The sequence below is a fragment of the Thioalkalivibrio paradoxus ARh 1 genome (genome assembly GCF_000227685.2).
Classification (GTDB): domain Bacteria; phylum Pseudomonadota; class Gammaproteobacteria; order Ectothiorhodospirales; family Ectothiorhodospiraceae; genus Thioalkalivibrio; species Thioalkalivibrio paradoxus.
This window is the reverse complement of the sequence record NZ_CP007029.1, coordinates 1,535,575-1,561,544: the sequence shown is the minus strand read 5'-3', so window position 1 is coordinate 1,561,544 and position 25,970 is coordinate 1,535,575. Positions and strand designations below refer to the sequence as shown.

Annotated in this window: 21 protein-coding genes; 7 read left to right on the top strand and 14 right to left on the bottom strand. The window is 69.3% G+C overall.

The window, feature by feature from the left end:
* The 8 genes from THITH_RS07210 to amrS form a co-directional block, all read right to left on the bottom strand.
* Positions 1–663 carry an energy-coupling factor ABC transporter permease gene (locus tag THITH_RS07210; RefSeq protein WP_006747755.1) on the bottom strand — a complete coding sequence of 221 codons (663 nt, stop codon included), beginning with the start codon at positions 661–663 and terminating at the stop codon, positions 1–3.
* A gap of 1 nt (position 664) precedes the next feature.
* A complete protein-coding gene (locus THITH_RS07205) occupies positions 665–1,108 on the bottom strand; it encodes a hypothetical protein (RefSeq protein ID WP_006747756.1) in 444 nt (147 codons plus the stop codon).
* 109 nt (positions 1,109–1,217) lie between these two features.
* Positions 1,218–1,958: a DUF4198 domain-containing protein gene (locus THITH_RS07200; protein ID WP_232222265.1), complete on the bottom strand. Its 741-nt coding sequence runs from the start codon at positions 1,956–1,958 to the stop codon at positions 1,218–1,220.
* Positions 1,959–2,206: 248 nt separating this feature from the next.
* On the bottom strand, positions 2,207–3,028 hold the full coding sequence (locus tag THITH_RS19540) for a GTP cyclohydrolase II (protein WP_006747758.1): 822 nt from the start codon (positions 3,026–3,028) through the stop codon (positions 2,207–2,209).
* 268 nt (positions 3,029–3,296) lie between these two features.
* A complete protein-coding gene (ggt, locus tag THITH_RS07190) occupies positions 3,297–4,880 on the bottom strand; it encodes a gamma-glutamyltransferase (protein ID WP_006747759.1) in 1,584 nt (527 codons plus the stop codon).
* A gap of 244 nt (positions 4,881–5,124) precedes the next feature.
* On the bottom strand, positions 5,125–5,595 hold the full coding sequence (nikR, locus tag THITH_RS07185; RefSeq protein WP_006747760.1) for a nickel-responsive transcriptional regulator NikR: 471 nt from the start codon (positions 5,593–5,595) through the stop codon (positions 5,125–5,127).
* Entirely contained in the window at positions 5,592–7,340 is a 1,749-nt protein-coding gene (locus THITH_RS07180) for a hydrogenase maturation protein (protein WP_006747761.1), read from the bottom strand. Before THITH_RS07180 ends, nikR begins: the two co-directional genes overlap by 4 nt.
* A gap of 108 nt (positions 7,341–7,448) precedes the next feature.
* Positions 7,449–8,558, bottom strand: coding sequence for an AmmeMemoRadiSam system radical SAM enzyme (gene amrS / locus THITH_RS07175; protein WP_006747762.1), 1,110 nt, complete (start codon positions 8,556–8,558; stop codon positions 7,449–7,451).
* 153 nt (positions 8,559–8,711) lie between these two features.
* On the opposite strand from amrS, the gene amrB reads away from it, so the two are divergent.
* From amrB to THITH_RS07145, 6 genes are all read left to right on the top strand, one after another.
* Positions 8,712–9,515 carry an AmmeMemoRadiSam system protein B gene (gene amrB, locus THITH_RS07170; RefSeq protein ID WP_006747763.1) on the top strand — a complete coding sequence of 268 codons (804 nt, stop codon included), beginning with the start codon at positions 8,712–8,714 and terminating at the stop codon, positions 9,513–9,515.
* Positions 9,493–10,107: an AmmeMemoRadiSam system protein A gene (amrA, locus tag THITH_RS07165; RefSeq protein WP_006747764.1), complete on the top strand. Its 615-nt coding sequence runs from the start codon at positions 9,493–9,495 to the stop codon at positions 10,105–10,107. Before amrB ends, amrA begins: the two co-directional genes overlap by 23 nt.
* A 539-nt stretch (positions 10,108–10,646) precedes the next feature.
* Entirely contained in the window at positions 10,647–11,297 is a 651-nt protein-coding gene (locus THITH_RS07160) for a hypothetical protein (protein WP_006747765.1), read from the top strand.
* A gap of 260 nt (positions 11,298–11,557) precedes the next feature.
* A complete protein-coding gene (locus THITH_RS07155; protein ID WP_006747766.1) occupies positions 11,558–14,404 on the top strand; it encodes a multiheme c-type cytochrome in 2,847 nt (948 codons plus the stop codon).
* A 2-nt stretch (positions 14,405–14,406) separates the two neighbouring features.
* Positions 14,407–16,263: a CRTAC1 family protein gene (locus tag THITH_RS07150; protein ID WP_006747767.1), complete on the top strand. Its 1,857-nt coding sequence runs from the start codon at positions 14,407–14,409 to the stop codon at positions 16,261–16,263.
* Positions 16,260–17,936 (top strand): tetratricopeptide repeat protein, encoded by a 1,677-nt coding sequence (locus THITH_RS07145; RefSeq protein ID WP_006747768.1) that lies wholly within the window; start codon positions 16,260–16,262, stop codon positions 17,934–17,936. The genes THITH_RS07150 and THITH_RS07145 overlap by 4 nt, the downstream gene beginning before the upstream one ends.
* Positions 17,937–18,066: 130 nt before the next feature.
* On the opposite strand, the gene THITH_RS17810 is transcribed toward THITH_RS07145, so the two are convergent.
* Positions 18,067–18,369 (bottom strand): hypothetical protein, encoded by a 303-nt coding sequence (locus THITH_RS17810; protein WP_006747769.1) that lies wholly within the window; start codon positions 18,367–18,369, stop codon positions 18,067–18,069.
* A gap of 281 nt (positions 18,370–18,650) precedes the next feature.
* Between THITH_RS17810 and THITH_RS07140 the strand changes: the two genes are divergently transcribed.
* Entirely contained in the window at positions 18,651–20,147 is a 1,497-nt protein-coding gene (locus THITH_RS07140; RefSeq protein WP_006747770.1) for an AsmA family protein, read from the top strand.
* 142 nt (positions 20,148–20,289) lie between these two features.
* Here THITH_RS07140 and THITH_RS07135 read toward each other — a convergent pair whose 3' ends face one another.
* From THITH_RS07135 to THITH_RS07115, 5 genes are all read right to left on the bottom strand, one after another.
* Positions 20,290–20,772, bottom strand: coding sequence for an FKBP-type peptidyl-prolyl cis-trans isomerase (locus THITH_RS07135; RefSeq protein ID WP_006747771.1), 483 nt, complete (start codon positions 20,770–20,772; stop codon positions 20,290–20,292).
* Between the two features lie 88 nt (positions 20,773–20,860).
* On the bottom strand, positions 20,861–21,817 hold the full coding sequence (locus THITH_RS07130) for a zinc metalloprotease HtpX (RefSeq protein ID WP_025367367.1): 957 nt from the start codon (positions 21,815–21,817) through the stop codon (positions 20,861–20,863).
* 84 nt (positions 21,818–21,901) lie between these two features.
* Positions 21,902–22,447, bottom strand: a complete 546-nt coding sequence (locus THITH_RS07125) for an HD-GYP domain-containing protein (protein ID WP_232222293.1) — start codon at positions 22,445–22,447, stop codon at positions 21,902–21,904.
* A gap of 344 nt (positions 22,448–22,791) precedes the next feature.
* Positions 22,792–24,195 (bottom strand): GTPase/DUF3482 domain-containing protein, encoded by a 1,404-nt coding sequence (locus tag THITH_RS07120; protein ID WP_006747774.1) that lies wholly within the window; start codon positions 24,193–24,195, stop codon positions 22,792–22,794.
* Entirely contained in the window at positions 24,192–25,661 is a 1,470-nt protein-coding gene (locus tag THITH_RS07115; RefSeq protein ID WP_025367366.1) for a DUF2868 domain-containing protein, read from the bottom strand. The genes THITH_RS07120 and THITH_RS07115 overlap by 4 nt, the downstream gene beginning before the upstream one ends.
* Between the last annotated feature and the right edge of the window lie 309 nt (positions 25,662–25,970).

The following is a 25,970-nucleotide window of genomic DNA, read 5'->3' as shown; positions in this document are numbered from 1 at the left end:
TCAGGCGCCCCGTTCGCAGGCCGCCGCCACCCAGCGGCGGCGGCAGGCATGGCGCCACACCAGCAAGGTCAGCGCGGCTTCGGCGGCACCGATCAACGTGTGTGGCAGCAGGATGGCGGGCAGCGTCACCGACCAGCCGAACGGGAAGAACCGTGGGCTGCCGTCCGGACCCTGGGCGATCAGCGGCTGCAGACCGAGCACCAGCGCGACCAGCAGCGCCGACAGCAGCACCGAGAGAAACACCGCCGCCAGCACCGCGAGCGCCGGTTGCACCCAGCGCAGCGAATGAAACACCAGCCAGGCGGTCCAGGCCCCGACGAAGCCCATCGCCAGCGCATTCACCGGCAGCGCGGTGATCCCGCCCGCCCCCATCACCAGCGCCTGCAATGCCAGCACCAGCGAGTAGGCGAGAAACGCGACCCAGGGCCCGAACACCAGGGCCAACAGCCCCACGCCGATCGCGTGACCCGACGTACCCCCCGGCAACGGCAGCATCAGGCTGGACAGCAGGAAGGCCAGCGCAGTGAACACCGCCAGGCGCGGCAGCGCCGCGTCGCCCACCGTGCCCGCAAACCGCCGCCCCGCCCACCACCACAGCGGCACCGCCAGCACGAGCGCCGGCAGGTAGGTCTGGGGGGAGATCAGTCCGTCCGGGATGTGCATGTCAGCCGCGACTGCGTCGCGCCCGCTGCAACCGCCACAACGCGACGATACCGAAGGCTCCCAGCACGTAACCGACGCCGGCCGTCAGCCGGGCCGTCTGCGACAGACCGGCGCCGCCCGGGTCGGCCACCGCCAGCGAGCCCAGAGCCACGTCGATGCGTGCTTCGGCACCGTGTCCGTCCTCGGTCGCGACCGTCACCCGCCAGCGGCCGGGACGGTCCGGCCGGAAGCTGACCTCGCCGACCGCGTTGATGCGCCCGGTCTGAAACGGCCGGGAATCGTCGGGCCCCAGCACCCGGTAGGACTCGAAATACGGCCGGTCGCCATCGGAAAAATGGAACTGCACCACCACCGCGTCGCCCTCGAACCACTCGTGCAGCAGCGCATGCGCCGACGCCGCGGGTGCGAACATCGACCCAGCGAATGCCAATGCCAGTGCGGTCATCGGGCCTCGGATGCCCCGCCAGCCACGAGCGGGGCATCCCGAAACGACCCGGCCCCGGCAACGCGCGAGCCTGGCAGCCTGTCGGACTTGGGTGCCCGTCACCGCCGGCTCAATCGAGGACGAAGGTCAGCGTGGAGTAATAGTTGCGGCGATCGCAGACCTCCGGATCCGGATGGTCCTCGCTGGCATAGGCACGCAGCAGCCAGTGACCGATCGTCGCGGGCACGATTCGCGCCACCCCTTCGGCATCGGTCGCCACCGTCAGCGCGTAGTTGGTTCCGCCCTGCGCCGCGTAGCCGGCGAAGGTCGCCTTCACCTCGCCTTGCCAGGGTTCGCCGTGCAGCAGTACCTGTACCGCCAGCGGATCGCCGGCGCGCAGCGACGCGGGATCCTGCAACGGCACCAGTTCCAGCGGGTGCCCGTGCCGGTACCGCCAGGCCTCGCCGGAGTCCTCGCCCACGACCGCCTTCATCGCGTTGGCCGACTCGCTGCAGCTGAACGCGTCGGGATACTGCTCGCGCGACGCGCGGCGCCCGCCCTCGGAGGTGCGGCTCCAGAACGCCGGCGCCTGCTCCGCAACCAGGAGCCCGCGAACCGCGTGGTCCGGCAGCGGGTGCGGTCCCTGTCCTTCGACGTCCAGCACCTGCACCTCGCCGGCCGGCGCAACCCAGCGCACGGCGGCCACCGCCTTCGCATCCAGCAGCCGATCGACCGGAAAGGTATGGCCGAAGTACACCAGGAAGCCGGGGCGCTCGTCGCCCGCGCCGCGGTCTGCGGCAATCCACGGGTAATGAGCGAGCGCAGTCGAACCAGACCCTGCGGCCAGGATCGCCAGTGCCGTCGCGAGCATGCGCGACATCGCTTGGCGGGACGAACGGTGGGGTGTCATAGGCGTAGTAGGAGTGTTTTGTAATACTGCTTATCATACCGGTGCGGCATGCACGAACCAATATGCGGCCGCCCGGCGGCAACCCCGCCGATCGTGCCCGCGCGCGGCAGGCATCATCCCGCTCTTCCGGTCCGGGCGACCCGGCGTCCCCCGAGCGGCGAAGGCCTGCATCAGGGCCGTTCGCGCCGGGGAGCCCGGTCGTCCGAGGCTCAGCAGTGGTCGAGGTCCTCTGCAGAGATCGCATGCCCCCAGGTGCGCTTGGCCTGCAGATACCGGCGGTTGCACTCGTCCACCCCGGCCAGGTGTTTCACCCTGCGCGCGTTCATCAGGCCGTGCTCCGCCAGGTCCTGGAGCTTCTTGGGGTTGTTCGTCAACAGCCGGAACGGGCGGTCCCCCAGCTTCCACTTGAGAATCGACGCGGCGTCGGTGAAGTCGCGGGAATCGTCGGGCAGGCCCAGGCTGCGATTCGCCTGGTAGGTGTTCTCGCCTGCGTCCTGCAACAGATAGGTGGCCGCCTTGGCCCAAAGGCCGATTCCCCGGCCCTCGTGGCCGGCCATGTAGACCAGGTACCCGCCCGCAGGGTCGTGCTGGATCTGGCGGATCGCGGCCGCGAGCTGCGGGCCGCAATCGCAGCGGCGGGAGCCGAACACGTCACCGGTCAGGCAGTTCGAGTGCACCCGGACCAGTGGCTCGCGCTCCGGATCCGGATTCCCGATCTCGAGCAGGCTGTTGACCGCCATCGACGAGGTCAGCGACGCGAACAGGTGCTGCCCGCCCTTTTCCCGCAGTTCGGTCGCGAGGTCCTGCACCCGGGCCAGTTCCGTCCGGCGGACGAACGCGTACCACTGCACCGTCAGCGGCTCTTCTGTGATCGCAACCGGCAGCGCGATCGGGCCGAGGATCTCGAGCGACGGTTCGGCCGGAACATCGGCCGACGTGGCATCGAGCGTCTGGCCCTCGGCGTTGATCCGCGACAGCTTGCCCTGCTCCAGCAGCCGCGCGCGGACCGTGGGGTCGATATACGTGAACATGTGCCGATCCGTTTCTTCAGAAATTCGAGCGCATACCCGCGGCGCTCGGCGCGACCTGCCGATCCAAATGATGCCCGCTTGTGGGGCGACCCGGGTGGACCCGGACCCCTGCGCCAGCACCCGGATTTGGGCGCGCAGCGCGGGCGAACGCCTGCGCGGCCACGCGGCATCGACTGCGAAGCAGGCCGCACAAGAGCCTACCCGTTTGCGTCCGGCTTGTCCTGCTTCCGGACCGCGGCCGGGGATTCGCCGCTGCCCGGAAGAGCGCTCATCCGGCCCGGCGCACGATCCCGCCCCGGCGCATATCCCCGGCGCCGTCCAGACCACCGTCGCCCCGGGCGACCGCGTGCACCCCGCCGAAGAACAGGCTGCGCTCGCTCCAAACGCGGTGTCGGGGCCAGGCCTCGAGCAGTGGCGCCAGGGCCGTCGCATCGTCGAAGCCCGCCTCGACGCTCAGCAGCCCCTCCTCCAGATGCATGCGCGGCGCCGCCACCGCCGCGGCCAGCGGCATGCGGAAATCGAGCATGTTCACCAGTGCTTGCACGATCGCGGTCCGGATCCGGTTCGACCCGCCAGAGCCCAGTGCGACCTCGCGCCCGTCGGCCTGCTGCACGATCGTCGGCGCCATCATCGAGGTCAGCCGCTGATTCTCCCGCCAGCGGAAGAACCCGCCCGGGTTCAGATCCTGCTCGCCGAGCATGTTGTTCAGCATCACCCCGGTATCCGGAATCAGCACCCCGCAGCCCTCGCCGTTGCTGGAGGTCAGACTCGCGACGTTGCCGGCCGCATCGATCACGCTCAGGTGAGTGGTGCCACGCGGCGCCATCGGTCGGCCCTGGATATCGCGCCGGTAACGCTCCAGCAGCTCCGCTTCCCGCAGCACAGCCGGATCCAGCGCGGCGTCTCCGCCCGCCTGGGCTTCCAGCCGCGCGCGGTCGGTCAATTCCATCACCCGCGCCAGCCGGTGCAGGTGATCCGCCGATCCGAAGACCGCCGGCGCTGGGCCGGAGGCTTCCAGCAGGCGCAGCGCAAAGCCCGACAGCAGCCCGCCCGAAGCCGGCGGCGGGTTGGTCAAGATCCGATGCCCCCGGTACTCGAGCATCAGCGGCTCGCGCCACCGGGCCCGGTAGTCGCGCAGGTCGTCGAGCTCGAGATGCCCGCCGCCGCGCCGGCACAGGTCGGCCACCTGGTGCGCGAATTCGCCGGTGTAGAACCAATCCTCGCCGTCGTCGCGCGCGAGCCGTTCGAGCACGTCGGCCAGCGCCGTCTGTTGCAGGCGATCGCCCTCGACCACCAGCGATCCGGGACGCGTCGGGCTCGCAAACAGCGCACGGGACGCCTCGGAATGCCCATAGATCGCGCCGACGATCCGGAATGCCTGCGCCTGCAGTGCATTGACCCGCACGCCGTCGCGCGCCAGGTGCACCGCAGGTTCGAGCAATACCGGCATCGGCAGCCGCGCGAACCGGCGCCAGGCCGCGAACAGGCCGCGCACCATGCCAGGCGTCGCCACCGACCCCAGGCCGATATGGAACTCCTGCTGGGCGTCGCCGAAATCGGCGATGATCGGCAGGAATTCGGTGTCGCCGGCGGGCCGCTTGCGCATCGGGGTTTGCACGAAGAAATCGAGCGCCTGCACCGGGCCGCCCCGGGGCCGGGCCAGCAGGAATCCGCCGCCGCCCAGGGAGCAAAGCACCGGCTCGGCGACGCAGGCCGCGAACTGGCCGGCGATCACCGCATCGAAGGCATTGCCGCCGGCTTCCAGGATCTGTGCCGCGGCATCGGCGGTTGCCGGGTGACCGGCCGCGACGATACCGGCCGGGTTCACCTGCATCCCAGGGCTAACTGTCATGGCGCGGGCAGCCACCCCTGAGGATGAAAGAGGCGTAGGGCGGAAGAGGCCAAGGGCCGTCATCCGCCATTCCCACGCCGGGGTTGCCGCAGGCCGCGCGGGGCGATCCGAACGCCATGTGGCGGATGACGCTGCGCTTTTCCGCCCTACGGGTCGCCCGGGACACGAGACAGGCCGTGACTTTCACGCCAAAAACGCGCCCCCGCGGCCGCGGAGGCCCCGGCGCAGGCGCGAGGCCAACCCGTCAGCCACCATGCCCATGTCCGTGCGCGTGTCCATGCGCCGTCGCCGCGGGGTCCTGCTCCGGAGCCGGATCCAGCGGGATGCGGTGCAGCTGCCCGTGCCGGATCCCGGGGCGCGCCATCACCGACTCGGCAAAGGCCTGCACGTCGGACACATCGCCCTTCAGCAACACCGACTCGACGCAGAGATCGTGGTCGAGATGCATGTGCAACGTGGTCACGGTGAGGTTGTAGTGCGCGTGATGGACCTGCGTCAGGCGCTTGCTCAGTTCCCGTTCGTGGTGATCGTACATGTAGCTCAGCACGCCGACGCAGTGGCCGGCGCCGGTATCGTCCAGCCGTTCCCGGGCCAATGCGCCGCGGATCAGGTCGCGCACCGCCTCGGAACGGTTGCTGTACCCCTTGCGCTTGATATAGGCGTCGAACTCCTGCGCCAGCAGCGGCTCAACGGATACGGTAAAGCGTTCGCTCATCGGGGATTCCTTGCGTGGGAAGGCGGGCGGGTGGCAGGACCGAGCCGCCGGTGCAGCGCGAGGTGCAGCGGCGTGCGCGACTGCGGCACGCGGTGCACGAAATTGTAGCGGGCCACATGGTAACTGGGATCAAAGCCGTAGAAATTCAGGCGCATCCGCTGCATCTCGTCGTCGCGGTACGCGGCCAGCGGCTTCTCGGCCTCGTCGCGCAGGCGCCCGGCACGCTTGCGTTGCACGCGCGCCGGAAGCTCTCCGGACGCGGCCAGATCCTGCGCACGCAAACGGACCCGTCCGAGCACATCGGCGCCGCCGGCATCGAACACGACATCGACCAGGCCCGCGTCGCGCGCCTCGTGAGCGCCGAGCGGCAGGCGGTTGCCCATGATCGCTCGGGCCGCATCCGGTCCGACCCGGCGCGGCAGCAGATACGTCCAGTATTCGGAGCCAAACAGGTTGCCCATGTTCTTGTAATGCGGGTTCAACACTACCCCGGGCGCGGACCAGACCTCGTCTGCGGCCAGCGCCAGGAACACACCGCCAGCCCCGGCATTGCCGCGCATTGCCGCGACCACCAGGCGGTCATTGGTGTCGATGATCGCCCGGGTCAGGTCGTTCATCGCTTCGATGTTCTCCCAGGACGCGTCGGCCGCCTGCTCCGCAGCCTCGATTCGGTGCAGGTGAATGCCGTTGGACCAGAAGTCGCTGCCGCCGAGCAGCACCAGCACCCGTGCCGGCGTCGCCCGCAGCCGCTCCCAGGTTTCGCGCAGCCGGATGCATTGGTCCGCCGCCATCGCCCCGTTGTGGAACTCGAACGCGAGATATCCCACGTCGCCGTCGGTCCAGGCGTGGATCTCCTGCCAGGTTTCGCCATCGGCCACAGCCGCGAACGGATCCAGCGGCCGCTCGGGCACGGCGGCCAGGCGATCCCGCCCCAGCACCTGCACCGCCGGCAGCTTCAGGTCCTGCCGGCCGCTGCCGATCGGACGCAGGTGCGTGATCCAGACCGCGCCGTCGCGGGTCGCGCGGCAGATCGCGCCGTCGCGGGTCGCGATCACCGCGCCGGGATCCCCGCGCAGCCGCGATTCCGGCCAGGCGCCGAACAGGCGCACCGGCAAGCCCAGGATCTGGTCACGCAGCCCGGGAAAGCCATCGGCGGCACGGATCCGGCGCAGGATCGTGTCGCGATCGTCGCGCTGCCAGTCGATCACACGCTGCGACGCCTTCAGCGCCGGTCGCCAGCGCCCGCGGGTGCCGTCGGCATTGCGGGGCAGCGGCAGCGGCCGGAACGCGGGATCGTCGAGGCGTTCGAGCGCCAACCGGACCGCCCGTACCGCCGCGTCGGTGACTTCGCGGCGATACAGGCTGCTCTTCGTGGCCGCTCGCATCGGGAACGCCACCGACGCCCAGACGTCGCCGGCGTCCATCTCCGCATCGGCCTGCAGGACGGTGACGCCCCAATCGGACGCCGCTTCCTCGATCGCCCAGTCGAGCGCCGCCGGGCCACGATCTCCGACGGGCCCCGGATGTACGATCCAGCACCGCGTGTTGCGCCACACCGATTCCGGAATCGCGCGTTTCAGGAACGGGGCGATGACCAGCTGCGGCCGGTATAATTCCACCGCTTCCCGGGTCACGTCGTCGTTGATGTCGAACTCGACCGACACCTCGTGGCCCAACCGCCGCAGTTCCACGAACAGGCGCTGGCTCAGGCTATTGAAACTATGGGTCAGAAACAGGATCCGCATCGCGCGGCAAGCATAGCAAGCGACCGCGATAGTCCGCACCGTCGGTCCGCCGACAAGCGCCGCCGCTCCGGCCCCCACGTTGGACGACGGCCCTCGGTCCCGTGCGCCCTATGGGTTCGGGACGAACTCCGCGAGACGAACCGGAACGCGGCGCGCGCCCCACTGGCCGGGTGCCGCCTCGAACACACCCGCGAGCGGCGTCGCACACACATCGCAGCGTCCCTGGGAATCGAGGTTCCAGGCGGTGATCTCATAGCCGGAACGGCCGATCAGCTTGCGCTTGCAGGCAGGACACCAGGTCGACTGGCCGTCGGGATCCCAGGCATTGCCGGTATACGCATGATGCACGCCGGCACTGCGCGCGATGCGCCGCGCGCGGCGCAGGGTTTCCACCGGGGTCGGCGGATGATCGGTCATCCGGAAGTCCGGATGGAACGCGGTGAAATGCATGGGCACCTGCGGCCCGAGCCTTTCGATCACCCAATCGCACATCCGGCGAATCTCGTCGTCGCTGTCGTTTTCGCCGGGAATCAAGAGCGTGGTCAGTTCCACCCAGACCCGGGTCTGGTGCACCAGCCACTCGAGGTTGTCGAGCACCGGCTGCAGATGCGCACCCGTCAGCCGGTGGTAGAAGCGTTCGCTGAAGGCCTTCAGATCGACGTTGGCCGCGTCCATGCCAGCGTAGAACTCGGCTCGCGCCGCTTCGCTGATGTAGTTCGCGGTCACCGCGACGGTCCGAATCCCCTGCTCTCGGCACGCCGTCGCGACGTCCTGGGCATATTCGTGGAAGATCACCGGATCGTTGTAGGTAAACGCCACCGCGCGGCAGCCGCTGGAGACAGCCGCGCGCGCGATGGTTTCCGGATCGGCGCGATCCATCAGCGTATCGAGTTCGCGCGACTTGCTGATATCCCAGTTCTGGCAGAACTTGCAGGCCAGGTTGCAGCCCGCGGTGCCGAACGACAACACCGGCGTGCCGGGCAGGAAGTGGTTCAGCGGCTTCTTCTCGATCGGATCGATGCAATAGCCGCTAGAGCGCCCATAGGTCGTCAGCACCACCTCGCCGTCGAGGTTGGCGCGCACGAAACAGGCTCCGCGCTGGCCAAGCTTCATCTTGCACAGGCGCGGGCACAGATCGCATTGCACGCGACCGTCCGCGAGCGTCTGCCAGTAACGGGTGGCGACCGTGTACGCGTCGCGGGCGAGGGTTGTGTTCATGGCCTGTTCTGGTCGGAAACTCCCTGATTCATTGGAGCCCTGTGGTGCGCCTGCAGTTCCCGGCGTTGGGCCGCCGAACCGATGGCACCGAGTCCGTTCCCGATGGTCCATATTCATGAAGGGGATGCAGGAACGGAACATGGAGGAACCGGAATGCAGGCAACGGAGACGGTTCGCGATCCGGCGGTCGCCGGGCTGTTCTACCCGGACGATCCGGCGGCGTTGCGCCGCGCGGTACAGGCGCTGATGGCCGATGCCACCGGCCCCGCCGCCGGTCGCTCGCTGCCCAAGGCGCTGATTGCACCTCATGCCGGGTACCGCTATTCGGGTCCGGTCGCCGCATCGGCGTATGCGGCACTCGGAAATGCCAGCGATCGCATCCAGCGTGTGGTGCTGCTCGGGCCGTCGCACCGCGTGCCCTTCCGCGGAATCGCGGCCACCGGCGCCGGCGCCTACCGAACACCGCTTGGCACGATCGCCGTCGACCGCCCCGCGCTTGCGTCGATCCGGGAGCTGCCCGGGGTCGTCACGCTCGACCTTGCACACGGGCCGGAGCACAGCCTCGAGGTCCACCTGCCGTTCCTGCAGCTGCTGCTCGGTAACTTCAATCTGGTGCCGCTGGTGGTGGGCGATGCGGGTCCGGAGCAGGTTGCGGCGGTACTCGAACGGCTCTGGGGCGGACCGGAGACGCTGATCGTCGTCAGCTCCGACCTGTCTCATTACCACGACTACCGCACTGCGCAGACACTCGATGCCGAGACCTGCCGCGCCATCGAGGCGATGCAGGACGAAAGTCTGACCCCGGAACGCGCCTGCGGGTGCCGGCCGCTGGCCGGCCTGTTGCGCGCGGCACGCGCGCACCGCCTGACCGTGCACACGCTGGACCTGCGCAATTCCGGGGACACCGCGGGACCGCGTTCGGAGGTCGTGGGCTATGGCGCATGGACGATCCAGTGAGCACACCCGGTTCCTGGAGCCGGAACACGAGGCGCGGCTGCTCGACATCGCCGTGTTCGGGGTACGGCAGGCCGCCGCGGTCCAGGCGCTGCCATGCGTCGACCCCAGCCGCGAACCACCGGCGCTTCGGCGCCCCGGTGCGACGTTCGTAACGCTGAGGCGCGCAGGCCGGCTGCGCGGCTGCATCGGAACGCTCGAGGCCACGCGCCCCCTGATCGAGGACGTCGCCTACAACGCGTTCGCGGCGGCGCGTCACGACCCTCGTTTCCCGCCGCTGACCACGAACGAAATCGCCGGTCTGGAGCTCTCGATCGCGGCACTGGGGCAGCAGGAGCCGCTAGCCCCGACCTCGCGCACGGCCCTGCTCGAGACGCTGCGGGCGGGCGTCGACGGCCTGGTCGTTCGCAGCGGCCTGCGCCGGGCCACCTTCCTGCCAGCGGTCTGGGAACAGCTGCCCGAACCCGGCGACTTCGTCGACGCGCTCTGGGAGAAGGCAGGCCTGCCTTCGGCGACCTGGCCCGATGATCTCCGGCTGAGCCGCTACCGCGTGCACACCCTGAGCCTGCACATCGCCGATCCCGGCCCGCAATGACGTGAAACGACAGCCACCGAAGGACACGGAAATCACGGAGCATGAAACGGATCAACTCCTTTCCCCGTGTCTGTCCCTGCTTTCCGTGACTCCCCTTTTCATGTTGCATGGGTGGCCGCTGGGCAGGAAAGTTATCCGATGTTGTGCCTACCGCGCAGGCACGACACGCCGCCGGGAACACCCGCGCGCAGGACCGCGGCCCACGATCGCGGTCTTGGCGGGCCACCTTTGAGCGAGGCGGGAGTCTGCTAAGCTCCCTTGGTTCCGACGTGATTCCCAGGGTCCGGAACGGCCCGGGATCTTCTGATACATCACAAGTCACTGTCATGGCGCGGGTGGCCACCCCCGATGATGAAAAAGGCGTAGAGGCGTAGCGGGAAAAGGCCGAAGGCCGTCATCCGCCGCAGGGCGCCGGGGTGTGCCCGAGCGCGCGGTGCCCAGATCGTGCGCCAGATGGCGGCTGACGCTGCGCTTTTCCGCCCTACGGGTCGCCAGGGGCGCAATGCGAGTTCTTTCACGTTAATCGAGGTTGTTGGTCCATGCCCATGAAAAATAAATTCTTCCTGTTGGCGATCACATTGGCTTTCGGCGCTGCCGGCTGTTCTCCCGAGGATACGGCCGAGGCCCCCGCGGGCGCACTTCCGCCTGCAGTCGAGGCTCCGGCGACACCGGCGCCCCCGTACACGGATGCCGGTGCCCCAGCCACCGGCCAGGACACCGCGGGAGGCCTGCTCTGGTCGGTTCCCGGCCATTGGCAGACCGAAGGCCAGCGGCCGATGCGCGCGGCGACCTATCACACCCCCGCCGCCGACGGCGATCCCGATCCAGGTGAAGTCGCCGTGTTCTACTTCGGTCCGACCGAGGGCGGCACGGTCGACGCCAACGTCGACCGCTGGTTCGGCCAGTTCGACCAGGACGACGGCCGCCCGACACACGAGGTCGCGGAGCGTGAGTCGACCGAAATTGCCGGCATGCCGGTGACCGTGGTGCGTGCTGCGGGCACGTACAATGCCGCCGCCGGCCCGATGGCCCCTCGGGCCGACCTAAGACCCGGGTACCGCTTGATTGGCGCGATCGTCGAGGGACCGGAAGGCGCGGTATTCTTCAAGTTTACCGGCCCGGCGCAGACCGTCGCCGACGAAGAGCCGCATTTCCTGGCGATGATCGAGTCGATCGGCCGGCAGGAGTAGCGCGAAGCACCACAGTCTAAGTCGTGACGGCGGGGATGGTGGCGGGCTGAGTCGCGGGCGGTCCGCCACCGGAAACCGTTTGCGCGCGCAGGCGCATTTCACGGTAATCTACAGGGGCATACACCCGAGACAGGATTGTTGCGGAGATCGCGGCCGTACCAGCATCGGACTCCGCGCAGGCACGAGAACACCAGGCTATGGCCGGCACTAGGCACCCTCGGCGCGGCGCTCCCAGACCCCCCTCCCCCCGCCGGATCCAGGTGATCGGCGGTGCGCTACGGCCGCTGCTCGCGCTGCTGTTCCTGCTGTTTGTGCTGCTCGCGGTCAACTCGCTGTACCTGGCCGGGATCACGTTCGCCGAGTTCGTCACCGGGCGCAGTCTGCAAGGCTACCTCTACCTACTCATGGTCGTGCTGCACCTGGGCCTCGGCTTGCTGCTGATCCCGGTGTTCCTGGCCTTTGTCTACGGGCACCTGCGCCGCGCCTGGGGCCGCCGCAACCGCTATGCGGTGGGGGCCGGAGTGGCACTCGCGGTCACCGGCCTGCTGCTGATCGGCTCGGGGCTGATGCTGGTGCGCTTCGATTTTCTTGCGGTCCATCACCCCGCTGCACGAGCCGCCTTCTACTGGCTGCACGTCGCGGCGCCGCTGGCGATCGTGTGGCTGTTTCTGCTGCACCGGCTGGCCGGCCCGCGGCTGCGCTGGCGCGCGGGCCTGCGCTGGGCCGGGGTCGCCGCGATGCTCGCCTTGGCCACCGCTGGGCTGCACCTGTATCACCCGGAACAGGGGGAGCCGACGGCCGTCGCCACGTTTGAACCGGCGCTGACCCGGCTGGCCGCCACCCAGTCCAGCGCAAACGACACACCAACGCTGCCCCCCGAGCGCCTGATGCGCGATGCATTCTGTGCCGAGTGTCATGCCGACATCGCCGACCAGCATGCCGCCAGCATGCACCGCTTCAGTTCGTTCAATAACCCGGTCTACCGCTTCAGTGTGGAGGAGACGCGCGCGGTCGTGCTCGAACGCGACGGCAACGTGCAGGCCGCCCGGTTCTGCGCCGGCTGTCACGATCCGTTGCCGTTGTTCTCCGGCGCGTTCGACCGGCCGGACTACGACCCGGACCGCGATCCCGCAGCAGAGGCCGGCATCACCTGCCTGGTCTGCCATGCGGTCACCGAGGTCAACAGCCCGCGCGGCAACGCCGACTTCACGCTGGTCGATCCGCCGCGCTACCCGTTCGAGGACAGCACCAACGCCTGGCTCGCCGCGCTGGGGCGGCAGCTGATCCGGGCGAAACCGGCCTACCACAAGCGCACGTTGTTACGCCCGCTGCACCAGGAGCCCGAGTTCTGCAGCACCTGCCACAAGGTCGGGCTACCGCAGGAACTGAACCACTACCGCTGGCTGCGTGGCCAGGACCACTACGGCACCTTTCTCGCCAGCGGCGTGTCGGGCCACCGCGTCGACAGCTTTTATTATCCCGAGCGGGCCGAAACCGGATGCACCGGCTGCCACATGCCGTATTCGGCCTCGCGCGATCCGGCCGCGCGCGCGTTCCCCGGCCAGGGAGTTGGCGTGCACGACCATCGCTTCGCGGCCGCCAACACCGCGATCCCGCAGCTGCTGGGCCGCGACGCAAGCGAGATCGAAGCCCGGCAGGATTTCCTGCGCGACCGGGTCGCCCGCATCGACCTGTTCGGCATCAAGGAGGACGGGCGTATCGACGGCGAGCTGCACGCCCCACTGCGGCCCGAGCTGCCGAAGCTCGAACCCGGGAACGACTATCTGCTCGAGGTGGTGCTGCGCACGCTGCGCATCGGGCATCCGCTGACGCAGGGAACGTCGGACTCCAACGACCTCTGGCTGGAGGTGCTGCTGCGCGACGGCGACGGGGTGATCGGGCACAGCGGCGCGCTCGGCCCCGACGGCGACGTCGACCCCTGGGCGCACTTCGTGAACGCCTACGTGCTCGACCGTGACGGCAACCGGATCGACCGTCGCAACGTTCAGGACATCTTCGTGGCCCTGTACGATCATCAGGTGCCGCCGGGCGCGGCGGCCGTGGTGCAGTACCGGTTCACGGTGCCCGACGATGCGCAAGGACCGCTGACGATCGACGCGGCGTTGCACTATCGCAAGTTCGATACCCGACTGATGCGTCACGTGCAGGGCGAGTCGTTTACCCGCAACGATCTGCCGATCACCACGCTCGCGGCGGACCGGCTCACGCTGCCGCTGGCCGGCAACACCACGGCGCCGCCCCAGGAACACCCGGTCGCGCCCTGGGAACGCTGGAACGACTACGGCATCGGGCTGCTGCGTACCGCGGACCGCGACGCTGCCCGAGGCCAACTGCGTCAGGCCGAGACCGCGTTCCAGCAGGTGGAACGGCTGGGTCGCGCCGATGGCCCGCTGAACCTCGCCCGCGTCTATTTCCGCGAGGGCCGCCTCGACGACGCGGCGCGCGCACTCGCGCGAGCCCGCGAAGCCGAAGCGCCGCCCTGGACCCTGGCCTGGTACGCGGCGCTGATCGACCGCGAGTACGGACGTCTCGACGCCGCCGCCGATCGCCTGGAGGCGCTGTACGCGACCCGCTTCCAGGAAGCACGCGACCGCGGCTTCGACTTCTCGCGCGATCTGCGCGTGGCGCAACTGCTCGGGCGGACGCGTTTCGAGCAGGCCCGCGCTGCACGCGGCGAGGCGCGCAGCGAACGCCGCCAGGTGCTGCTGCAGCAGGCCCGCGAGGCGCTGCAGGCGGCGCTGGCGATCGATCCGGAAGCCGCCGCGGTGCATCACACGATGGCGCAGGTTCTCGAGCAACTGGGCGACCCCGAGGCCGCGGCACAGCATCGCGCAGCACACGAACGCTACCGGCCCGACGACCTGGCGATCGCGACTGCGGTGGCGCGCCACCGCGCCGCCAATCCGGCAGCCAACCAGGCCGCCGAGGCGCTCACGTTGTACGACCTGCAGCGCACTGTCCGCGATCCCACGGCGCTTGCATGGCGCGAGGTTCAGGGGCAGGATGCGCACCCGCGGCCGGGGATGGCCGATGACACCGGGAGTCGCCGCCGGGAGCACGACCCGAGGCGTCAGGAGACACGCTGACCATGAACGACCGCCCGTCCGAACGCAGCTCTCTGGAAGAGGTCGGCGGCGACGCCCGCATCGCCCGAATGTTCCGGTATTCGGTGATCGCGGCCAGTGTGCTGACCGTGCTCGTGCTCGCGGTTCTGCTCGCCTGGTGGTGGATCGCGCGCGAGGAGCCGGAAACCGTCGACGAAATCCCGATCGCCGCACCCGAGCCGCTGGCGCCGCCGGTTACAGGCGGGCCGCCGGCGCTGACCTTCACCGACATCACCCGCGAAGCCGGCATCGACTTTACCCACGTGAACGGTGCCTACGGCGAACGGCTGCTGCCCGAAACCATCGGCGCGGGCGTCGCCGTGCTCGACTACAACAACAGCGGCCACCCGGACATCCTGCTCGTGAATTCCAGCTATTGGCCCGGGCACGAAGGGCCGGAACGGCCGCGGCTGACGCTGTACGAGAACGACGGAACCGGCCGCTTCACCGACGTCACCGAGCGGGCCGGGCTCGACGTCGACCTGTACGGGATGGGCGTCGCGGTTGGCGACTACGACAACGACGGCTGGGTCGACGTGTTCATCACCGCGGTGGGCACCAACCGGCTGTTCCGCAATGAGCAGGGGCGCTTCCGCGAGGTCACCGACAAGGCCGGCGTCGGCGGACTCGAACGCGACTGGTCCACCGCCGCCGCGTTCTTCGATTCCAACAACAACGGGCTGCTCGACCTCTACGTCGGCAACTATGTCGAGTGGTCGCCGGAGATCGACCTCGAGATCGACTTCCGGCTCACCGGGCTCGGCCGGGCCTACGGCGCTCCGAATCACTTCAATGGCGTGCACGGCTATTTGTACCGCAACAACGGCGACGGCACTTTCACCGACGTCTCGGCCGAGGCCGGGATCCAGGTCGTCGAACCGGGCACCGGCCGCGCGGCCGGCAAGGCGCTCGGCGTCGTCGCGATCGACTACGACGGCGACGGCTGGATGGACCTGGTGGTTGCGAACGACACCGTGCGCAACTTCCTGTTCCGCAACCGCGGTGACGGCACGTTCGAGGAGGTCGGTGCGTTCGAGGGCGTGGCCTTCGACCGTGACGGGAGCGCGACCGGGGCCATGGGAATCGACGCCGCCTGGTTCCGCAACGACGACGACCTCGGCATCGCGATCGGCAACTTCGCGAACGAGCCGAGCTCGCTGTACGTAACGGCCGACGGGGAGCCCCCGTTCGCCGACGAGGCGATGATCGACGGCATTGCCGGCCCCACCCGGCTGGCACTGACCTTCGGCGTGCTGTTCATCGACGTCGATCTGAACGGCCGCCTCGATTTCCTGCAGGCGAACGGCCACCTGGAGCACGAAATCAACACCGTGCACCCAAGCCAGCACTACGAACAGCCGGGCCAGCTGTTCTGGAACTGCGGCGAGGCCTGCGCGACCCGCTTCGTCGAGGTGTCCGATCCGGGCGACCTGGCCACCCCGATGGCCGGGCGGGCGATGGCCTATGCCGACTTCGACGGCGACGGCGATCTGGATCTGATCGTGACGCAGAACGGTCGCCCTGCGGTACTGCTGCGCAACGATCAGGACCAGGGGCACCACTGGCTTCGGGTACGCCTGGTCGGCACCCAGTCGAACCGCGACGCGATCGGTGCCGAGGTCCGGCTGACCGCCGGCGGCGAAACCCAGCGCCGGCTCGTGTCCCCCACGCGCAGCTACCTGGCACAGGTCGAACTGCCGGTCACCTTCGGCCTCGGCGATCACGACACGGTCGACCGCCTCGAGATCCGTTGGCCCAGCGGCGTCGTGCAGGAGGTCGAGGTCAGTGCCGTCAACCGGCAGATCACGGTGGTGGAACCCGACGGAGAAGACACGCAATGACTCGATCCTGGCCCGCGGCGCTCGCGGGCGCGGCCCTGATCCTCGTCGCAGCCACCACGCCCGTGCACGGCGATCTCCTGCGGGAACCGCCGCAGGCGGACGGGGCACTGGTGCCGGTTCCCGCGCCGGACCTCTCCGGCGCCGAGCCACGGGCGCGGGCCGAGATCGAAGCAATGCGGGACGCGCTGCGCGATGCGCTGGCGGATCCACAGACGTCGCCGGAAGACCTTGCGGAACTCTACGGCCGGCTGGGCGCGCTCTACCATGTGCACGAGGTTCCGGCTGGAGCGATCGCCGCCTACCGCAACGCACGCAGCCTCGACCCCGGACATTTCCGCTGGGCCTATCTCGACGCTTGGCTCGCCCACGGCTCCGGCCGGCTGGACGACGCGCTTGCGGCCTACGAGGCCGCCGCGGCGATCGATCCCGACTACCCTGCGCTGCCGCTGCGCCTCGGCGAAGTGCTGCTCGAACTCAACCGCCCCGACGACGCGCGCGACCACCTGCAGCAGGCCCTGGCCGAACCGGGCCTGGAGGCCGCTGCGGCGTTCCGGTTCGGGCAACGGGCACTGCAGCGCCGGGAATTCGACCGCGCCGTCGAGTGGTTCCAACGGGCGCTGGACAAGGATCCCGGCGCGGACGCCGTCTACACCCCGCTGGCGCAGGCACTGCGGCGAACCGGTGCCGTCGACGCCGCGCGCGAAGCGCTGGCGCTGCGCGGCGAACGCCAGCCGCTGGCCGACGACCGCATCGTGCGCGAGCTGGACGATCTCGACACCGGCGCGCGCCGCCATTTCCTGCTCGGCCTGCAGGCCGCGCGCGACCACCGCTACGCCGAGGCCGCCGACCATTTCGCCCGCGGGCTGGACGAGGATCCGGACAACCATCACGCCCGTATCAGCCACGCCCGGGCGCTGTATCTGAGCGGCGAGCAAGCGCCTGCCCGAGAAATTCTGGAAGCGGTGCTGCGCGAGCATCCGCGGGATACGCTCGCGGCCTTTCTGCTCGGGGTGCTGCTCGATGCCGACGGCGATCGCGATGGCGCCCTCGAGCACTACCGGCGGGTACTGGAGTTACAGCCCGAGCACCCCGGCGCCGCGCATCACCTCGGCCTGCTGGCGTTCCGGCAAGGCGACTGGCCCACCGCCGCACGGCTGCTGACACAGGCCGGGGAACGCTTTCGCGACAACAGTCTCGCCCGGGTGCTGGCGCTGGTCGCCGACCGGCGCGCCGGTCGCTCCGAGGCGGAAATCCAGGCCCAACTGGAGCCCGTCATCCAGGCGCTGCCGCAACACCCAATGCCGCGCTATGCGCTGAGCCGCCTGTTCAGTGCCGCCGACGATCCGGCGGTTCGCGATCCCGCTCGCGGGCTGGACCTGGCCGAGGGGCTGCTGGCGGCCGGCCCGATGCCACCGGTATTCGAGGCACTCGCGCTGGCGCGGGCGGCCAACGACGATGCAAACGGCGCACTGTCGGCCCTTGATCGCGCCGAACAGGGGTATCGCCAGACCGCCGCGCTGCTCGATCTCCCACGCATCGAGATCCAGCGCCAGCGCATTCACGACGGAAGGCTTCCCGCCGTGGCCTGGCCCGAAGACGACCCGGTGCTGGCGCCTCCGCCGACCAATCCGCGCGGCGTGTTCCAGGAATACCCGTCGCCCCGCCCGTTCTGAGGCGTCAACAGGCATAGACCATCGCCGCGATCGGCTGCCGGCGTCGCCCCGCGTGCTTGGAAGCGCAAAAAAAGACCCGCGCGAAGCCAACCCCGCGCGGGTCCTTTACCACCGGTACATCCGGGGATGATCAGTCGGAATCAGGCTCCTCCACCGGGGGCTGACCCCAACCCGGGTACGCGCCCCAACCCGGATGACCACCCCAGCCCGGGTAGCCGCCCCAGCCGGGATGCCCACCCCAACCCGGGTAGCCGCCATGATAGGGGTAGCCGTACCCGCGATACGGACCACCGTAGTAGCCGGGCCCATACCACGGGCCACCGCCCCAGGGACCATAATAGCCGCTGCCCCACCACGAGCTGGCCGGTGTTGCCGCCATACCCAGCGCCGCAGCCACGGCCCCAATCGCCAGCATCTTCTTGAGTTTGGTCATGCCTTGCCTCCTCTATGAGTACCTGCATCGTACAAACACGCTGCCCCGAGGGGGGGCTGTGCCAAGGTGAAACCGCCCGGCAATCCCCTGCGGCTTCAGCGTGATGCTAGCCGGACAATCGCGCTTTGTCCAAGCCCGGAGGCAACCCTATCGGGTCCGCCGGCCCATGGGCGTTCGATGCTTCGAACTCGACCCGCATTCGCCATGCGTCCCCGGGCTGCGATTGCACGGGAACCTGATTGCCGTCATCCTTCCGCCGGAAACATGCGGGGGCATACGGGTTGAAGGCTTTCTTCAAGGTCATGCTGGTGCTGGCGGGACTCGCCGGCGCGCTCTGGTGGCTCGCGGTGCTGGCGCTCTATCTGACGGCAGGCGCCCAGACCCGTGCCGCGCTGGATCTGCTGAACGATGCGGAAGGCATTACCGCAGAAGCCAAGACGATCCGCCTGCATCTCGATGGTGTGGGCCTGCGCCAGCTGACACTGATCGGTGACGACGGGGACCGGCTCGACCTCGAGCGCGCACGCCTGCGCGTCTCGATCTGGCCGCTGCTCTCGCGCGGCGAGATCGACGTGCGCGAGATCAGCGTTCGGGGCCTGGTAGTGGAACCCTCCCACCGAAGCCTTGCCGCCGCCCCGGATACCGCTTCGCCCGAACACTTGCCAGACTCGGCCCCGCCTGCCGATATCCCACCTGCCAGCGACACCGAACCCCGCCGACAGCGGCGGCCGGACCGCGAAGGGCCGCCTTTCGAGGGCCTGTTGCGGAGCACTCAGCAGAATGCCGTCCCGGTGCGGGTACGGCGGGCTGAGCTCGACGGAACCCTATTGCTCCCGGACGAGCAGCGCATGGCCATGCAGATCGCGTTGCGCGGCTTCGCGCCAGGCCGCACAGGTCGGCTCGAGGCAGTGTTCGACGCGGTCGTCACCGACCCGGAGATTCCGCTGCACGCCACCGAACTGCGCCTGGATCTCGATATCCGGCAAGCGATCGAGGGCGGGATCGAGGCACTCGACGGCCACCTGCGCGGCGTGCTGGACACACCGGAGGCGGCCGAGCCGATCCGTGTCGACCTGAGTTTCGAGGCCCAACCCAGTTCGCTCGGCGAACGCTACCGGGTCCAGGCCCGTCGCGAAGGACTCGACGACGCCCTGCTGGATCTGGAGGCCGAGTGGCGGGATGCCGACCGGCGCATCGACGGGCAGGTTCGGGTCGCATGGACCGAGGCGGCCATCGCGGGCATCCCCCGATGGCCCGGCATGCCGCCGGCCCCGGCCCAGGGCCTGCTGGAATTCGATCTGGCAACGCCGCCGACGCCCGGTGCCGGACCCGAGGGAACGTTCCGGGTGAGTGGGGAAGCCGACCTGCTCGCTCTCCTGGAACGCACCGATCCCGGCCTGCGGCAATCGCTGGACGCCGGGACCGCGCGGGTCGATCTCGAGGGCCAAGTGGCGGACACCGAAGGCACGGTCACCGGCACGATCGAGTTGACCGGCGTCGTTCCCGCAGGCCACCCGGGGCCCGCCTTCTCGGCCCATCACGACACCCGGATCCGGTGGCAGGACGATGCGGCGACGGTCCACGGCCCGCTACGGCTCACGGGCCCCCGCTCCGAATCCGACGGCACGCTGACGCTGCAGATCGCAGCCGATACGCCCTACCCCGAGCTGCAGCTGGAACTCGACCGTTTCGACGAGGACGAATGGGCGCCGGTGCTCGAGATCCTGCCGGGCCCGAAACCGCAGATCAGGCTAACCGATACGGCGGTCACGCCCTAGGAGCCTTTCGGATTTGAGTGCCCGTAGCGAGCCGCGTGGGAGGAGCAGCCCAAGTCCGACAGGCTCCTAGGATCCCCGACGACCGCCGTGGGCCCGCGCCACACCCGGGCCTGATTCACAGGCCCGCCGTGGCCGCACCGCCTCAGTGCTGGTGGCCGCCGGGCCCGTGCACGTGGCCATGCTCGCGTTCCTCGTCGGAGGCCTCGCGCACATCCACGACCGTCACGTCGAAGTTCAGCGTCTCGCCGGCCAGCGGGTGGTTGGCGTCCACGGTCACATGCTCGGCATCCACCGCCGTGACCGTCACGACCTGGGCACCCTGCTCGGTCATCGTCTGAAACTGCATCCCCACCGTGACCTGATCCGCGTCCTCGAACATCGTGCGCGGCACCGCCTGGCGCAGCGCATCGTTGCGCTCGCCGTACGCCTGTTCCGGCGCGATCGTGACCTGTACGCGGTCGCCAGCGGACTTGCCTTCCAACGCGGACTCAAGCCCGGGAATGATGTTGCGATGCCCCTGCAGATAGGCCATCGGCTCGCGGCCCTTCGAGGTGTCGAGCACCTGCCCCTGATCATTCGTCAGCGTGTATTCGATGGAGACCACCTTGTTCGCAGAGATTTGCATTGCGCCTTCCCAGGTTGCAAGAACGAGCGCCGCAGTGTACGCGCTGGCGATCGGCCAGGGAACCTCCAGCCGCCCCCTGAAACCCGACCTAGAACCATAGCCCGCCCACGCGCCAGCGCGGCCCGCGCACGCCGGCGCGCGGCAGCGTACGTGGGTCGTAGCCCCCACCGAGCCCGATCCGTGCACGGCGCCCGGATCGGGACTCCAGTGCCATCAGGCGCGCGATGCGCTGCTCGGTCGGCGGGTGCGTGCGCAGCCAGGAGGGTTCCGGAACGCGTCTCCCCGGCAGCAGGACCTGTTCCCACAGCGCGCCCTGTGCCTGCTCCAGCCGGGCCAATGCCAGCGCCAGTCCTTTGGGATCTCCCGTGAGCGCCACGGCTCCCAGGTCGGCCTGGTATTCGCGGCTGCGCGCCAGCCCCAGCTGCAACAGCGCGCTGAGCGTCGGCGCGAACACCAGCAGCGCGATCGCCACCCAGCTGATCGTTGCGCCGCCCAGCACCACCAGCGGCAGGTTGACCGCCAGCAGGAACAGGCCCAGCAGCGACAGCAGCCCGGTCACACGGCTCGAGAGATCGGCGAAGGTCATGGTGCGCAGGTCGTTGTGGGCGATATGGCTGACCTCGTGCCCCAGGACCGCGACGATCTCGCGCAAAGTCAACCGTTGCAGCAGGCCGTCGGACAACGCGATCGCGGCCTCGCTGCGATCACCCACCGAGAACGCGTTCATCAGCGGGATCGGCAGGTAGTACAGCGCCGGGACCGACGGCAACTGCGCGCGGCGCGCCAGCTCGTGCAGCGCCTCGTTCAGCACCGGGGCGTGGTGGGGCTGCAGCGGACTCGCACGATAGAGACGCAGAATCAGTGCCGGCGGCACCACCGGGTGAACCAGGTACAGCAGCACGACCAGCGCCATGGCGGCCAGCCCGTACCAGGGTCCGCCAATCAACGCGCCGATTACCCCCAGCAAGCCCATCAGCCCCAGCAGCAGCAGCGCGGTCTGCACGCCATTGCCGAGTCGGTGCTTCGAGAGTTCCGCGCGATCCATATCGCCGATGCTGCCCACCCGACCACCGATGCGCAACCCGCGCCCGGGGCCAGCCACGGCCGTCGCGGGGTGTGAGAATTCCGCTTACGCCGCCCGGTAGCGGCTGCGGTGAATGAACGTACCCAGCAGGTCGAGAATGTCGGGGTCGTACTTGGTGCCCGCGAGGTCGAACAGCACCTCCATTACCTGCGCATGGGAACGCGGAGAATGGTACGGGCGGGCGAGCGCCATTGCGTCGTAGCTGTCCGCGATCGCGATGATCCTCGATTGCACCGGGATCGACGTTCCTCCCAGACCGTCGGGATAGCCGGTGCCATCGAAAGCCTCATGATGATGGCGCACGACCCGGCCGATCTCTTCCGAATTGCGGATGTTCAGGACATCGCAGATCTTCTGCCCAAGCTCTGCGTGGCGCTGCATCACCGCCCATTCGTCCGCATCGAGGCGTGCCGGTTTCAGCAGGATGTAGTCGGGGATCCCGATCTTGCCGACATCGTGCAGCGTGCTGCCGATCCGCAGCAGCCGCAGTTCCCGCGAACTCAGGCCGCAGAGCCTTCCCAGCGTCAGCGCGATCCCCGTGACCCGTGCACAATGCCGTTCCGTATAAAGGTCCCGCTCGCTCAGCGCCATAACCAAGGGCTGTAGACCTTTCGGCAGTTGCTCCATCTCCGCATGCTCCGTGACGCTGGGCGGCTGGCAGTGCCTCGTAGCGGCATCCGGAACCGCGGCTCGGGGCACGAGGGATATACCCTGGAATCTAGCACAATGCCCGGCCGAGATCAGAGCGGGAAGCGGACCACGGCAACGTGCCAACCTCCCGCACGCAAGCGCAGCAGGCACGACCGGCCTCAGCCGCCCCGATTCGCGGCATTTTCGGATCCAGGGAACCACGGGCGCAGGCGCCCTGGGCGGTGCCGCCGGACCAGGGCGGTGCGCAGGCAACGCCCAAGCAACGGCCGGAACCGCTGCCCGCCTCACCCGTTCCGCGGCCCGACGAGGTCGGCCAGGATCTGATCGGTCAGTCGCTGGACCGCCAACTGGCGATCACTACGCTCGGGATCGAAGACGTCCGCGTTCAAACGCGACCACTGGGGCTTCAGCCGCGCCTCGCGCACCGGCGCCGGCAGCGGACCCCGGGCCCAGCGGTCGTCCGGGTCGGCCTTCGACGACAGCGGCGCCTGTGCGGCATGCCCGCGGCGCAGCAACGCCCGGATCAACGTCAACTGGCGCAGCGCCAGCAGGCGCAGGGTTTCGTCGGATACCCGCCATTCCGACAGGCCGTGCAGCCGCCCCCAGATCCGCCGGCGCATCGGCAGCGAGGTGCCCAGCAGCGCACCCACGGCGGCACCGCTCAGCGTCCCGAGCCCCAGGGTCGCGCCAAAGGTCGCGGCATCGACTGCCGCGCCGGTGGCGGCGCCAGCGGCGGCGCCCCCACCCATCCGCAGGCCGTAGTATTTCAGCGCATCGGGATTGAACAGATCCATGCCCCAGGATCCGTTCACCAGGGGCAGGCCGTGGTGGTCGTAGTGCGCATCACTGAACCGGAACAGGCGCAGCAGCGCATCGACGCTGCGCTGCTCTCGCTGGCGCACATCGTCCTGGTTCCGGAGAATCCGTTCGCGTAGTTTGGTCGCGTCCAGATCGCCCGGAACCACCCGCAGGCAGGCGGCGGTATCGATCAGCAGTTCCGCAAGGTATTCGGAAGCCGCCCGGCGCAGCCATTCACCGTGCCGGCGCCGATCCTCGATCAGGCGGCGCAGCGGCTCGTCGTAGCGGTCCAGCAGCGTGCGCAGCTTTTCGTACAGGCGACGCTCGCCGATCTCGTCATAGACGACGGTATCGAAGGCGACCACCGCGTGCAGGTTGACCCGCGCAAGCTGTTCCCGCCACTCGGCCTCCCGGCTCCCCGGGTCGGCGACGAAATTCAGCATCGGCAACACCGGAATCGCGCAGTAGGTGAGGATCGTCAGCTCCTCGCGATATTTGCCGAGCACCTGCTCGGTGCTGTCGATCACGTAGATCGCGGCATCGCTTTGCAGCATCTGCCGCAGTACCTTGGCCTCCTGCTCATACAGTGTTCCGGCCTCCGGACTCGCCAGGAAGCGCCGGATCCGCTCCGGACCGTCGAAACGCGCGTCGTCTGCGAGCCGGTCGAGCAGATCGAGCACCCCGTCCGGATCCTCCAGCCCCGGGGTGTCCAGCAATACCATCACCGGCTCGCCGTCGGACAGCAGCAGCTGCATGCCCTCGACCTGCCGGGTGGTCGCCGGCTCGTTCGCCACCTCGCCGAAGAATTCGTCCCGCGACAGCGTCCGCAGCAGCGAGGTCTTGCCGGTGTTGGTATGCCCGACCACCACGATCTTCAGCAGCTCGCTCATGCCGGCGCACCCCCCTGTCCGAGCAGATTCGCCAATTCGCGGGTACCCGGATGCCGCGGGTCGTCCAGCTCCGCCTCGAGCACGTAGTCGAGACCGGCGCGGCCCGCCGCCACCTGCCACTGGCGGGCACGAGCCGCAGGATCAATATCGCGGGAACGGAGCAGCCGCGCCTCGTCGAGCACTGCCCAGACGGGCACCGGACTCTGTTCGCAGACGGCCGCCAGAAAGCGCTCGGCACCGCGATCCGGGGTTCGTGCCAGCGAACACAGCACCAGCACCACGCCCTCGGTATCCGGCCACGACCGCAGCGCCGCCAGCACGTCCCGGCGCTGGGACCGGTCGTCGGCGCGCCCCACCGGAATCCAGTCGACGCCGGGCAGCCGGGGCGGCCAATGCTCGTCGGTGCGCTGCAGTTCGAGCCCGATCAGGCGCACCGGGCCGCGAACCGGTCCGGGCCGCCCCCGAGCAGCCGGTACGACCGTGCCCGAGTCGGGCGGCTGCGGATCGAGCACCCCGATCGACCGGGCCGGTGCGCCCAACCGGTCCGATAGACGCGCGTACCCCGGCAGACTGGTGTCGAGCCGCAGCCGCCGCAACGCACGCCGTGCGAGCACCACGCTCAGCCCGGTCAGCAGCAGCCGTGGCAGCAGACCGTAGAACACCAGCGAGGACAGCAACAGCGCGGACCAGAGCTCGCGGCCCGCCGGGCTGGCCTCGCCGATGCGGCTGGCCATCACCACCGCGGGATCCGGCACCGGCCAGCCCAGCGCCTGCGCCGGTGCCCCCAGCATCGCCACCAGCGCCACGAAGCTGTTCTCGGTCAGCAGGGTCGTGCCCCAGACGAAATCGTACTGGCGCACGCTCAGCGAGAACATCGACCCAAGCAGCGCACCCAGCGAGAACAGGAACCAGAGTCCGTGCGTGAGGCTGCTCGCGATCCACTTGCCCAGGCCATCGCGACGCAACAATCCCACCCCCGCAGCCAGCACCACACCGGCCTCGGGCTGGCGGCACAGGCGCCGCCCCAGCCGATGCACGACCCCCATCGCCGCCCGGCCGAGCAGCCCCCCTCCTCCCCGAGGACGGTACAGAATCAGCACCCCCCATAGCAGCAGCATCAGCAGCTGCAGCCCCAGCAGCGCGGACAGCGCCCACAGGATGTTGATTTCCGATTCCTGGCTGAACACACCTCCGGCCGCGCCGACTCCCGCGAGGAATGCCAGCACCGACACCAGCACCAGCAGCCAGGAGCGGACCTGGCGGATATTCTCCAGCGACGTTGCGAGCCGCCGCCCCAGTTCCATCCCGGCCGCACGCCGGAGAATGCGCTGTTCGAAATCCCCGCCCGCTTCGCGCGCCCGCGCCTCGGCTGCCGGATCCTCGACCAAGCGGCCGAGGCGGTCTTCCTCCATGCGCACGGCCTCGGCAAGCAGGCGCTGACGGAACGGGGTTTCTGGGGCGGTCACGGGGACAATCCGGGTCAGGGGCGCGGGTTGGGTCGGCTTCGTTGTGCCCCGAAGATATCAGATTTCCCGATGCTCACGATTTGCGGCGGCCCACCAAGCACGAAAGAAGCGTACAACGCCTCATTGAGGATCGGGGGTGGTCGCTCCGCGCCACGACAGTTGAGTCGACCCAGCGTGATCGCCCAACGTAGCGGGCGCGCCGCGAGGCGCGGCGGCATCTCCCCGCCCCGACGGATCGCCTCTGCCGCATGGCCCGGTCGGCTCGTCCGGTGATGGGCAGCGGAATCCCGGAGCCGGTACCCTATGCCC

What these genes read in the sequence shown, in the direction of transcription:
- THITH_RS07145 (WP_006747768.1), top strand. Translation starts at nt 16,260, where the DNA reads ATGACTCGATCCTGGCCCGCGGCGCTCGCGGGCGCGGCCCTGATCCTC.
- THITH_RS19540 (WP_006747758.1), bottom strand. Translation starts at nt 3,028, where the DNA reads ATGTTCACGTATATCGACCCCACGGTCCGCGCGCGGCTGCTGGAGCAG.
- THITH_RS07200 (WP_232222265.1), bottom strand. Translation starts at nt 1,958, where the DNA reads ATGCTCGCGACGGCACTGGCGATCCTGGCCGCAGGGTCTGGTTCGACT.
- amrB (WP_006747763.1), top strand. Translation starts at nt 8,712, where the DNA reads ATGCAGGCAACGGAGACGGTTCGCGATCCGGCGGTCGCCGGGCTGTTC.
- THITH_RS07120 (WP_006747774.1), bottom strand. Translation starts at nt 24,195, where the DNA reads ATGAGCGAGCTGCTGAAGATCGTGGTGGTCGGGCATACCAACACCGGC.
- nikR (WP_006747760.1), bottom strand. Translation starts at nt 5,595, where the DNA reads ATGAGCGAACGCTTTACCGTATCCGTTGAGCCGCTGCTGGCGCAGGAG.
- THITH_RS07160 (WP_006747765.1), top strand. Translation starts at nt 10,647, where the DNA reads ATGCCCATGAAAAATAAATTCTTCCTGTTGGCGATCACATTGGCTTTC.
- THITH_RS07125 (WP_232222293.1), bottom strand. Translation starts at nt 22,447, where the DNA reads ATGGCGCTGAGCGAGCGGGACCTTTATACGGAACGGCATTGTGCACGG.
- ggt (WP_006747759.1), bottom strand. Translation starts at nt 4,880, where the DNA reads ATGACAGTTAGCCCTGGGATGCAGGTGAACCCGGCCGGTATCGTCGCG.
- THITH_RS07130 (WP_025367367.1), bottom strand. Translation starts at nt 21,817, where the DNA reads ATGGATCGCGCGGAACTCTCGAAGCACCGACTCGGCAATGGCGTGCAG.
- THITH_RS17810 (WP_006747769.1), bottom strand. Translation starts at nt 18,369, where the DNA reads ATGACCAAACTCAAGAAGATGCTGGCGATTGGGGCCGTGGCTGCGGCG.
- amrA (WP_006747764.1), top strand. Translation starts at nt 9,493, where the DNA reads ATGGCGCATGGACGATCCAGTGAGCACACCCGGTTCCTGGAGCCGGAA.
- amrS (WP_006747762.1), bottom strand. Translation starts at nt 8,558, where the DNA reads ATGAACACAACCCTCGCCCGCGACGCGTACACGGTCGCCACCCGTTAC.
- THITH_RS07135 (WP_006747771.1), bottom strand. Translation starts at nt 20,772, where the DNA reads ATGCAAATCTCTGCGAACAAGGTGGTCTCCATCGAATACACGCTGACG.
- THITH_RS07210 (WP_006747755.1), bottom strand. Translation starts at nt 663, where the DNA reads ATGCACATCCCGGACGGACTGATCTCCCCCCAGACCTACCTGCCGGCG.
- THITH_RS07205 (WP_006747756.1), bottom strand. Translation starts at nt 1,108, where the DNA reads ATGACCGCACTGGCATTGGCATTCGCTGGGTCGATGTTCGCACCCGCG.
- THITH_RS07180 (WP_006747761.1), bottom strand. Translation starts at nt 7,340, where the DNA reads ATGCGGATCCTGTTTCTGACCCATAGTTTCAATAGCCTGAGCCAGCGC.
- THITH_RS07150 (WP_006747767.1), top strand. Translation starts at nt 14,407, where the DNA reads ATGAACGACCGCCCGTCCGAACGCAGCTCTCTGGAAGAGGTCGGCGGC.